Source organism: Moritella sp. F3 (genome assembly GCF_015082335.1).
GTDB lineage: Bacteria > Pseudomonadota > Gammaproteobacteria > Enterobacterales > Moritellaceae > Moritella.
Window position 1 is genome coordinate 34,014 of the sequence record NZ_BLRL01000022.1, and the last position, 11,799, is coordinate 45,812.

Annotated in this window: 10 protein-coding genes; 8 read left to right on the plus strand and 2 right to left on the minus strand. The window is 41.2% G+C overall.

Features of this window, described 5'->3' with window-relative positions:
- Positions 1-15: 15 nt before the first annotated feature.
- From argS to JFU56_RS21645, 7 genes are all read left to right on the plus strand, one after another.
- Positions 16-1,770: an arginine--tRNA ligase gene (gene argS, locus JFU56_RS21615; protein ID WP_198439287.1), complete on the plus strand. Its 1,755-nt coding sequence runs from the start codon at positions 16-18 to the stop codon at positions 1,768-1,770.
- A gap of 3 nt (positions 1,771-1,773) precedes the next feature.
- A complete protein-coding gene (locus JFU56_RS21620) occupies positions 1,774-2,316 on the plus strand; it encodes an SPOR domain-containing protein (RefSeq protein WP_198439288.1) in 543 nt (180 codons plus the stop codon).
- Positions 2,317-2,459: 143 nt separating this feature from the next.
- The gene (hslV, locus tag JFU56_RS21625) at positions 2,460-2,984 is read left to right on the plus strand and encodes an ATP-dependent protease subunit HslV (RefSeq protein ID WP_017223566.1); all 525 of its coding nucleotides are present in this window, start codon (positions 2,460-2,462) and stop codon (positions 2,982-2,984) included.
- Between the two features lie 27 nt (positions 2,985-3,011).
- Positions 3,012-4,343: an ATP-dependent protease ATPase subunit HslU gene (gene hslU / locus JFU56_RS21630; protein ID WP_198439289.1), complete on the plus strand. Its 1,332-nt coding sequence runs from the start codon at positions 3,012-3,014 to the stop codon at positions 4,341-4,343.
- Positions 4,344-4,841: 498 nt separating this feature from the next.
- Entirely contained in the window at positions 4,842-5,867 is a 1,026-nt protein-coding gene (locus JFU56_RS21635) for an alpha/beta fold hydrolase (RefSeq protein WP_198439290.1), read from the plus strand.
- Positions 5,868-5,934: 67 nt separating this feature from the next.
- Entirely contained in the window at positions 5,935-6,726 is a 792-nt protein-coding gene (locus JFU56_RS21640; RefSeq protein WP_198439291.1) for a Cof-type HAD-IIB family hydrolase, read from the plus strand.
- A 102-nt stretch (positions 6,727-6,828) separates the two neighbouring features.
- Positions 6,829-8,412, plus strand: a complete 1,584-nt coding sequence (locus tag JFU56_RS21645; RefSeq protein WP_198439292.1) for a hypothetical protein — start codon at positions 6,829-6,831, stop codon at positions 8,410-8,412.
- Between the two features lie 138 nt (positions 8,413-8,550).
- On the opposite strand, the gene JFU56_RS21650 is transcribed toward JFU56_RS21645, so the two are convergent.
- Positions 8,551-9,741 carry an NAD(P)/FAD-dependent oxidoreductase gene (locus JFU56_RS21650; RefSeq protein ID WP_198439293.1) on the minus strand — a complete coding sequence of 397 codons (1,191 nt, stop codon included), beginning with the start codon at positions 9,739-9,741 and terminating at the stop codon, positions 8,551-8,553.
- Between the two features lie 113 nt (positions 9,742-9,854).
- Entirely contained in the window at positions 9,855-10,250 is a 396-nt protein-coding gene (locus tag JFU56_RS21655) for a phnA protein (RefSeq protein ID WP_198439294.1), read from the minus strand.
- Between the two features lie 177 nt (positions 10,251-10,427).
- Between JFU56_RS21655 and JFU56_RS21660 the strand changes: the two genes are divergently transcribed.
- Positions 10,428-11,549: a phosphoserine transaminase gene (locus JFU56_RS21660; RefSeq protein ID WP_198439295.1), complete on the plus strand. Its 1,122-nt coding sequence runs from the start codon at positions 10,428-10,430 to the stop codon at positions 11,547-11,549.
- Positions 11,550-11,799: the final 250 nt, after the last annotated feature.

Consider the following 11,799-nt stretch of genomic DNA (forward strand, 5'->3'; position numbering starts at 1 on the left):
TAGCGAAGAGAATCCATGAAAGAGCATATTATACAGCTACTCGAGCAAACCGTTACGATCTTAAAAGAACAACAAATCATTCCTGCAGATGCACAACCACGCATCGCAGTAGATCGTACCCGCGACAAGGCTCATGGTGATTTAGCAACGAATTTAGCAATGATGATGGCAAAACCAGCGAAAAAGAATCCGCGTGAGTTAGCCCAGTTAATCATTGATAACCTGCCAGAATCAGACTTAGTTAGTCGTACTGAAATCGCCGGCCCAGGTTTTATCAACATCTTCCTAAACCAAAACTGGTTAGCGCAACAGATTGACATTGCACTTGAAGACGACAATTTATCAGTACAAAAAGCCATAACACCAGACAATGTCGTTGTTGATTTATCATCGCCAAATCTAGCGAAAGAAATGCACGTAGGTCACTTACGTTCATCAATCATTGGTGATTCAGTAGCACGTACACTTGAACTACTTGGCCATAACGTTATTCGTCAAAACCACGTAGGCGATTGGGGTACTCAGTTCGGTATGCTACTAGCGTACATGGAAGAAAAACGTGCTGAAAACGCTGAAATCAGCATGCAGCTTTCTGATCTAGAAGTATTCTACCGTGCAGCAAAAGGCCGTTTTGACGAATCTGAAGATTTTGCCACTCGCGCACGTGAAATGGTTGTAATGCTGCAATCCGGCGATGAAGACTGCAACAAACTATGGCAAGAATTCAATGACGTGTCACTTGCACACTGTCATGAAATCTACAAACGTCTAAACGTAAAATTAACGCGTGAAGACGTGCGTGGTGAAAGTTTCTATAACAGCGACCTACATAACATTGTTGCTGAACTTGAAGCACAAGAATTATTAACAGAATCAAACGGCGCTAAATGCGTATTCTTAGATGAATTCAAGAATAAAGACGGCGACCCGTTACCAGTCATCATCCAAAAAAATGGTGGTGGTTTCCTTTACGCGACAACAGATCTTGCCGCGATGCGCTTCCGTCAACAAAAACTGAATGCAAACCGCATCATGTACTTTGTTGATCAACGCCAAGCTCTGCATTTCCAACAAGTATTCTCTGTCGTTCAAAAAGCAGGTTTCGTCAAACCAGAAACATCACTTGAACACCTTGGTTTTGGTACCATGAATGGTGAAGATGGTCGTCCATTCAAAACCCGTTCAGGCGGCACAGTAAAACTTGTCGATTTACTTATCGAAGCAGAAGAACGCGCTTACACGCTTGTTAAAGCGAAAAACCCGACGCTAACAGAAGAAGAACTAAAACACATCGCACGCGTTGTTGGTATCTCATCGGTTAAATACGCAGATTTATCTAAGAACCGTAGCAGCGATTACATCTTCAACTTCGACTCAATGTTAAGCTTTGAAGGTAATACAGCCCCTTACCTACTTTATGCTTGCACACGTGTTGGCAGTATCTTCAACAAGGTAGATGCTGAAACAGTCGCTAAACTAGCAACTGCAAAAGTACAGTTGAACGAAGATAAAGAGCAAGAGTTAGCTGGTAAATTAATCCAGTTTAACGAGATCGTTCACCAAGTAGCAAAACGCGCGACACCAAACACATTATGTACTTACCTGTTTGAACTGGCTGGCGTGTTCTCTAGTTTCTATGAAGCTTGCCCAATCTTAAGCACAGAAGATGAAGCAATTAAATTAAGCCGTCTTAAACTGGCTAAATTAACAGCTAAAACACTTAAACAGGGTCTAGATTTACTGGGCATTGAAACATTGGAACGTATGTAAATTATGGCTCGTAAGGATTACGCGGGGCACGCCCCGAAGCCGAGAACAAAGCGGGGAGCTAAAAAGGCACCTCCGGCGAAAAAGAAACGCCCAGTGTTGGCAATCTTAGTGTTTTTATTGCTTGCTGTTGGCCTTGGCTATTTTTTAGCGCAAGTCAGTGGCACCGCAGAAGAAACGCAGCCAGAGCCTGTTAAAAAAGCACAACCGAAAAAGCTAACGGTAAAACCATTACCCGAAAAGCCAAAGGAAGTGTGGCAGTATCCACAAGACTTACAAGATAAAGAAGTCATTGTCGAAATACCGCCACAACAAGACACGGGTATTCGTTATCAAATGCAATGTGGTTCATTCCGTCAACAATCACAAGCAGAGGCGATGAAAGCAACGATAGCCTTCCAAGGTTATACAGCTAACGTTCGCCATACTGGTAATTGGTATCGTGTCGTTTTAGGTCCTTACGAGCGTAAACGAACAGCAGAAAAAGAACGCCACCAAATTAAACGCGCAGGCGTCACAACTTGTGAAATTTGGCAGTGGAAACCTTGAAAAACTAAATAAATATACCCACCTTAGTTGGTATATTGTAATGAAACGCTTCATATCATATGAGGCGTTTTTTTTACCTAGCATAATGTAGTACCACTCATTTCGACCCAGTGGCACTCGAATTTATTAGAATGGAGTTTATCGTGACTACTATTGTATCTGTACGCCGTGAAGGCAAAGTCGTAATGGCCGGAGACGGACAAGTTTCTCTTGGCAACACGGTAATGAAAGGCAACGCAAGAAAAGTACGCCGTTTATACAATGGCCAAGTTATCGCTGGTTTTGCCGGTGGCACCGCTGACGCATTTACCCTTATTGAACGTTTTGAAGCAAAATTACAAGCTCACCAAGGTAACCTAGAGCGTGCGGCTGTAGAGCTTGCGAAAGATTGGCGTTCCGATAAAGTGCTACGTAATCTAGAAGCCTTATTGGCTGTAGCAGATAAAAACAGTTCGTTTATCATCACCGGTAATGGCGATGTAGTGCAACCTGAAAATGACCTTATCGCTATCGGTTCTGGTGGTAATTTCGCTCAGGCATCAGCCATGGCATTATTAGAAAATACCGAGCTAGACGCTGAAGAAATCGCTAAAAAATCCCTGACTATTGCAGGTAATATCTGTGTATTCACCAACGGTTTCCAAACAGTTGAAACTATCGATTACTAAATTTTACCGAATTAAAGGACGCTTATTATGTCTTCAATGACACCAAGAGAAATCGTTTCTGAATTAGACCGCCATATTATCGGTCAACAAAATGCCAAACGCGCAGTGGCAATCGCCCTACGTAACCGCTGGCGCCGCATGCAGCTAGACCAAGAACTTCGTCAAGAAGTATCACCAAAAAATATTTTGATGATCGGTCCAACGGGTGTCGGTAAAACGGAGATAGCACGTCGTTTAGCCAAATTAGCTAACGCCCCATTTATCAAAGTTGAAGCAACTAAATTTACTGAAATTGGTTATGTAGGTAAAGAAGTCGAGCAAATCATCAAAGATTTAACCGATGTTGCAGTAAAACTGACTCGTGAACAAGAAATGAAGAAATACCACGTTCGTGCTGAAGAAAATGCAGAAGATCGTGTACTTGATGCCCTACTTCCTAACCCACGTAACAACTGGGGCGAAGAAGAAAAAGCCAGTAATGACAATACACGTCAAATCTTCCGTAAAAAATTACGCGAAGGTAAATTAGCTGATAAAGAGATTGATATCGAACTTGCTGCACCGCAAGTAGGCGTAGAAATAATGGCGCCTCCTGGTATGGAAGAAATGACCAATCAATTACAAGGCATGTTCCAAAACCTATCTGGCGGCTCTACAACTAAAGCCCGTAAGATGAAAGTCAAAGATGCATTAAAACAGCTTGTTGAAGACGAAGCTGCAAAACTGGTTAACCCTGAAGAATTAAAAGAAAAAGCGATTTTCGCAGTCGAAAACAACGGCATCGTCTTCCTCGATGAAATTGATAAGATCTGTAAGCGCAGCGATTCAACTGGCGGTGACGTATCACGCGAAGGCGTGCAGCGTGATTTGCTACCGCTTATCGAAGGCTCAACGGTAACAACTAAACACGGTATGGTGAAAACAGACCACATCTTATTCATCGCATCAGGTGCTTTCCAAGTTGCAAAACCGTCTGACCTGATCCCTGAACTACAAGGTCGTTTACCAATTCGCGTTGAATTAGATGCGCTAAGATCAGAAGATTTTGTCCGTATTCTTACAGAACCAAAAGCGTCACTAACAGAACAATACGTTGCGATGCTGAAAACGGAAGGCGTGAACGTCGACTTTACTCAAGCTGGTATCGATGCCATTGCCAATGCCGCTTGGAACGTTAACGAAAAAACTGAAAACATCGGTGCTCGTCGTTTACACACAGTAATGGAACGCTTAATGGAAGAAATTTCATTCGATGCATCAGAAAAGGATGGTGAAAACCTACTTGTTGACGGTGATTACGTTGGTAAATACCTCAATGAATTAGTGGAAGATGAAGATCTAAGCCGCTACATTCTTTAATTTACCCATAACTCAATGCGGTAAATTAAAAATAACAAAAAGGCGCTTATCATAAGCGCCTTTTTTAGTTGCACGTTAAGGTATTAGCGCCTTTGCAACAAGGTACTGTAAGTTGTCTCTATCGGTTTTAGCTTTTCTGTAATTTGACACCAGTGGCAACGAGTTCGTCGTAGTGAGTTAAGTTTTTTCTTGAGTCGAGTACGTTTCATTGGCAACCCCTTTGATTGTCGAGATATAGTGTCAAAAATTTCCGATTATCAATGAAACAAGACTAGTTTAGCTTTCGATAATCGCCAACTTAAATGAGTACTCATTCGCTATTTTTAACGCTACTTAGCCTCTGTTCACAATAAAATAAGCGATAAGTACTGCAATCGCACGGTTATTTTTTGATGCTAAACATATTTACAGCTAGTTAAGTCACCATTTTATTCATTAAATTATGGTAGTCTAGTGATAGATGTTCACCAATAAAATTAACAAGAAGCTCCTGCAACCATGTCCAGCAAATACCCATGTGTCGAATTTGATAATCCATATAATTTAACGACTGAATCACAACTCGCAGATAGATATCATGATGAAATAGCACAATTTTGGGATGCAACAATTATCGAAAACACGCTGCAAGGTGTTGATAATGTAACGCTACGTTATGCATCAGCAGTGACCAATGCAACCGGTCCAGCGATAGTATTGTTAGGGGGGCGCTCAGAGTCTTATCAGAAGTTTCGCGAACTCATTTATGACCTTTGCCAGCAAGGCTACTCGGTATATTGCTTAGATCATCGTGGCCAAGGTATGTCAGATAGATTATTAAAAAATCTACATAAAGGCCATGTAGAACATTTTCGTGATTACGTCACCGATTTAAAATTATTTATCGATAAAGTCATTAGCCCTACCCAACACAGTAAGCAGTATTTATTGTGTCATTCGATGGGAGGCGCAATTGGCAGTTTATACTTGCAAAGCTACCACCATGACTTTGATGCTGCAGTACTTGCATCCCCTATGTTTGGGATTAATTTCGGCCAAATACCACGCCCTATTGCGAATGTTTATAGCCGTGCGATGCAGGTAGTGAACAAGATCATCCATACCGAATCATTTTATGCTCCCGGTAAAGGGGATTTTGTCCATTCACCGTTTGAAAATAACCAACTAACGCATAGCCCACTGCGTTTTGATATTTTCCGTCGTAGCTATGGTTTTTATCCACAAACGCAATTAGGTGGTCCAACAATTAACTGGCTGCAACAAAGTATTAAAGCCTGTCGCCGCGCAATCCAATACGCTGGAGATATCAAAACCCCCACGTTAGTCTTGCAAGCAGGTGGCGATGAAGTTGTACTTGCCGAAGCACAGCAACAATTTTGCCGCGCATTAAGCCATGAACATAATCAGCATCAACCCGCTGAGCCTGTTTTAATCCCTGGCGCTGCACATGAATTATTCTTAGAAACGGATATTTTTAGGATCCCAGCACTCACAGTGGCATTGAATTACTTTGCCAAATATTGAGTACATACTACGGACAGTTTCACGACAAGCACTACGCTAGATACACGCAGTAAATATTGAGGTTAAGATGTATAAAGTTATCGTTTCTGATTTAGATGGTACGTTACTGACACCTGCACATATTGTCTCAGAACAGACCAAAGTAACCATTCACAAGTTACTTAAACAGGGTAAAAAATTCATCATTGCTACCGGTCGACATAACGTCGATGTTGAAGCAATTAGAAAAACGATTGATGCTGAAGTTTATCTCATCACCTCAAACGGAGCTCGAGTTCACAACAATAAAGGTGACTTGATCTACAGTAAAAATGTGCCTATTGAGATCGCACAAACGATCACAGAGATTGTGTTACCTGAGACAATTCAAACCAATATTTACCGTGATAACGAATGGTTTGTCGACAAGCCAAACCCTGAGATCCTCAGCTTTAGTCAAGACTCTACATTTAGCTATCAAGTGACTGATCTCACCACATTAGAAAAAGCAGGTATCGCCAAATTCTTTTTCTGTGGTCCACACGAAGATCTCGTTATCTTAGCTGCACAAATTAACGCACAGCACAGCGCCCAACTTAATGTGTCATTCTCATTACCAGAATGCCTAGAAGTCATGGACATTAATGTCAACAAGGCTCTCGCATTGACTGAAGTACTCAAAATTAAAGGCTTCACAATGGCAGAAACTATCGCATTTGGTGATGGTATGAATGATATCGAAATGCTGCAAGCGGTTGATAAAGGGTTAATAATGGGAAATGCTTCAGACATGCTTAAAGCAGCGCTTCCCCATTTTGAAATGATCGGCAGTTCAGCTGAAGATGGCGTTGCCCACTATATAGAAAAAAATATATTGTAGTTACTCAAGAGCAAACGCATAATAATGAATTAGTTACTCGAAAAGGATTTCGCGGTAACTAATTCACAACGTTTCAATCTCTCTCGATATCAAGGATGAATTATGCTTCGAGTTATGACCTATTTCTGCCTCTTTCTAATCACAGGTTGTGCTCAACAACAGCACCAACCAATCGTCAGTGACAGTCCTTATTCTATCGCTAGTAGTAAACAACTACCCGATACGACGCTTGTCATTAAATCATCAACACCAGATGTAAATACACGAGAAAATATCTCTATCGTGCCAGCGAAATATTACAATTTCAGCGGCATAGTGACGATAACACCGCAGCAACGCACTATGCGTTTATGCCACTCAGATAAAATATTCAACCTGCGACTTAATGAGCATCTCCTCACTCAAATCAAACGCTTAGATCAGCCAACCGCCTATATTGAATTTGAAGGTCAAATAAACCAATCACTCAACCCACTTCATCAGCGTGCAATTACCAGTGTTGAAGAGCTACATTATTTGTCCGGCCAGAAAAAGGCGAGCTGTAGACCGCAGAGTACGCTGCCAAAATTTGAGATAAGCGGTTCACAACCAGATTGGACAGGGTATGCTCAAGAGAACCAGTTTACATTCATAATCAAAGATTTAAATAGTAAATGGGCCATTAAAAGAAGTGTTATTATCAAAGGTTTACGCGCATTCGTTGAAACCGAAAATAGCGAAGGTGAACAACTAGAGCTGTCTTTCACTGGCAGCGGTTGTATCGATAGCAGTAATAATTATTGGCAGTATGAAACCAAGCTATATTTAAAGGGCAAACAAATAACAGGCTGTGGTAAATACCCAAATCAGCATGATGATACACAGGCTTGGTTAGGTAATTATCGTTACAAAAATAACAATCTCACCATTGAATTAGAACTTGGTAAATATCAACAAGCCAATGTGAAATACCAATATAGCAATGGCAAAGTACAGACAAGTAGCGGATTCTGGCACCTCTATGGTTCATCAGGGTTAAAATTATTGCTCACCCAACATCAAGATAATAAAGCCAACGTTATCTATCACTTCCGACGTGATGGCGTCAGACTGCAAGCAAGCCAACAATGGCGAAATAATCAGAAATATAGTTTTAATGGCGCACTATTAACGCTCGATAGGATGACCGATGAGGTTGAAGCAGAATCATTTAGCAGCGCTAACCTTAATACGCTAACGCAAGTATTTCAGGCTCAAGACGTCATATCCCCGACAACAAGTACACTTGCAATCAACAATGCCATCAAGCGCTATTTTGCCATGCATAAAACCAATACAGACAATACCAAATATTGGTTTAGTGAATATGACTTAAATGGTAACGGCCGCCAAGATTTGCTCGTCATGCTCGACTGGTGTGAAGGAGACGGCTGTGTATTATTAATCTTTGAAAATGACTTAAATCGATATAAATTTATTAGCCGTATAGCACAAGTACAAGCACCACTACAGATAAGTAAAACGCAACAACACCAATGGCAAAGTTTATTGGTAAAAAACAAGCAGCAATGGCTACAGCTCGATTTTGATGGTATTAGCTATCCCACATTGGAAAAAGCCAAACAATTAGCAGCGGAGACGAACTTTACTCAGGTTAAATTATTCACCACGGCGTTAACCCAAAGTAATGCCATCGCAATAGAATAAATACGAGCATCGTGCAGTTCGTTTAACTAGATCGATAGATAAATGGATACCAAAAACGGAAAATACTGCAGCTAATTTATCTCTACAGCCTCATTTCCGTTTTGCTCGTGAAGGTTATTTTATTATCAATCTTTTAAGTTAGACAAACTGACCACAGCTCCAGCCAGAAGACCAAGCCCACTGGAAGTTATATCCGCCTAACCAACCACTTACATCCATCACCTCACCAATAAAGTATAGACCTGGGGCTTTTTTCGCTTCCATCGTTTTCGATGATAACTCGTTAGTATCAACACCACCGAGCGTCACCTCTGCGGTACGATAGCCTTCCGTACCGTTCGGTTTGACTTGCCAGTTATGTAACAACGTTGAGATATCATTAAGATCTTTATGCTGTAATTGCTTAAGTGTGCACTCAGGTAATAATTCATCAGCGTAAAATATCTCAACTAAACGTTTTGGTAATACACGTGCTAACGCTGTTTTCAGCGCTTGGTTGGGACTCGATGCGGTCATAGCAGCTAATGTTTCAGTTATCTCGGAATCAGGTAATAAATTGATACTAACCGCTTCACCAGGGTTCCAATAAGATGACACCTGCAATACTGACGGACCAGAAAGGCCACGATGGGTAAACAACAACGCTTCTTTAAAACTCACACCTGATTCAGTGGTAATACGCGCCGGTAAACTCACGCCTGATAGATCAGCATATTTGTCTTTATCATGTTGCTGCAATGTAAAAGGAACCAAGCCCGCTTTAGTGGCATTGACTTGCAAGCCAAACTGCTCTGCGATCTTATAACCATAAGGTGTAGCACCAAGCTTTGGCATAGATAGACCACCAGTAGCAACGACTAGTGATGCACAATTCAACGCACCTTGGCTGGTTTGTAAATGATAACGACCATCATCGGCTTTTTCAATAGACAGGATTTCAGTACGTAATTGGATCTTCACTCCGGCCCAATCACATTCCGTATGTAGCATATCAACAATATCTTTTGCTGAATCATCACAGAATAATTGGCCATGCTCACGTTCATGATAAGCAATTCCATGACGCTCAACCAGATCAATAAAGTTCCAAGCGGTATAACGGCTTAATGCAGATTTAACAAAGTGCGGATTAGAACAAATGAATGCACTTGTCGAAAGATCATTATTAGTAAAATTACAACGTCCACCGCCACTAATAAGAACTTTACGACCCGCTTTCTTGGCATTATCGAGAACCAATACAGAGCGACCTCGGTAACCAGCACTTGCTGCACACATTAATCCAGCTGCACCAGCACCAATTACAATCACATCACAACTTTGGCTCATCAAAGACCTCTTATTTAATAGCAGAAATAAACTACAATACAAAAATGGAGCCGCAGAATAGCATTAATTATCCAGATACCCAAACGACTTCACCGCGTATACCAACAGATTTATTATGCCTTGTTAATACGCTCTTCCACTTCAGGCTCTAAATAAGCCATTTCATTCAAATCTGCAGCCCAATCATGTTTTTCAGCAAGAACTCGCAACATACGGATCGCTGTAACTTGTACAATAGCAACTTCAGACCACATTGATTTATTTAAGCAACGCCAATGGTCAGCATCAATACGCTTAGGGTTATTAAGCTGTTCACTGCAAGTATCACAGATGAGAATACAATCATCAAAATCAGGGGTTGTCGGTACTGGCGCAACTTCGAAAATATTCAGTTTTACGCCTGATGCATCGCATGTCTCACAGTGCGAACGCGCACGTCGAGCTAGATTTTTACCGAATGCACTTAATTCATCTTTTCTATGTTGATGTTTGTCTAAGCCTTTAGCCATGATGTTCAATTCCTATATATTTAAACTGTGTTGAAAATACGTTTATTTGCCGTGAATAGCAAACCCTAGCGGTAATTAAAAAGACGATAAAATATCACCGGTTTAAATACTTCATTGATGACAACGCGATTGCTATAATCGTTGAAAATGGATAGCACTTTAGTAAAGGAATAACTAATGATCCCAACAAATAAACCTCACAACCCTAACTTTTCATCAGGACCTTGTAGTAAACGTCCTGGTTATGAGCTAACGCAACTCGACATTACCACACTTGGTCGTTCACACCGATCTGACATAGGTAAAGCAGCACTACAGCAAGCCATTGAACAAACAAAATATTTGTTAAAGATCCCTTCTGATTACAAGGTCGGTATCGTACCAGCTTCAGATACAGGTGCGATGGAGATGATGTTGTGGTCGCTGCTCGGTGAAAGACCCGTCGATGTTTGCTACTGGGAATCATTTGGTAAAGGTTGGTTCAGTGATATTAAAAATCAACTACAGCTTAGTGACGTTAATCCATTAACAGCAGATTATGGTCAATTACCTGATCTGTCTCTCACGAATCCAGATCATGATATCGTTTTTACCTGGAATGGCACCACATCAGGTGTAAAGGTGGAAAACGCTGACTGGATAAGCGCGCAGCGTTCTGGTTTAACTGTCTGTGATGCAACATCTGCTATGTTTGCTATGCCAATGGATTGGGATAAGCTAGATGTAACAACCTTTAGCTGGCAAAAAGTATTAGGTGGAGAAGGTGCTCATGGCATGATTATCCTCAGTCCTGCTGCAGTGGCACGTTTAGAATCATATACACCGCCTTGGCCACTACCGAAAATTTTCCGGTTAACACAAAATGGTAAGTTAATTGATGGCATCTTTACTGGCGCAACGATCAATACCCCATCGATGTTATGCGTCGCAGATTATTTAGATGCGTTAGATTGGATAACTGAAATTGGTGGCGTTGAAGCGGCAATTGCTCGTTCTGAGAATAACTTAGCAATCTTAAGCAATTTTGTTAGCCAACATGACTGGATTGATTTCCTTGCGGATAAAATTGAATATCGCTCTAATACCAGCGTATGTTTACGTTTATCATTGAATGACAAGCAATTGAAAATGTTTGGTAAGTTACTCGCTGAGCAGCAAGTCGCCTATGACATCAATTCATATAAAGACGCCCCATCAGGCTTACGTATATGGTGCGGTGCAACTGTTGAGGCAGCCAATGTTGAATTACTATTACCTTGGCTTTTATGGGCCTATAAGAGTGTAAAAGAGCACGCTTAATCATTGTAAGCCTATATAATCACGATAAGGTTAAACAATAAAACCAGCCGCAGGCTGGTTTTTTATTGTCTGGCATCGTAACTCATCATTATATTCGATGCACTGACTTCTTAACTCGATACAGTCGTTATCTGAACTCATAAATTTTAGACACAAAAAAGCCGATATCATCTCTGATATCGGCTCTCTCTAATTTGGCGCTTGGCGATGCCCTACTCTCACATGGGGAAACCCCACACTACCATCGGCG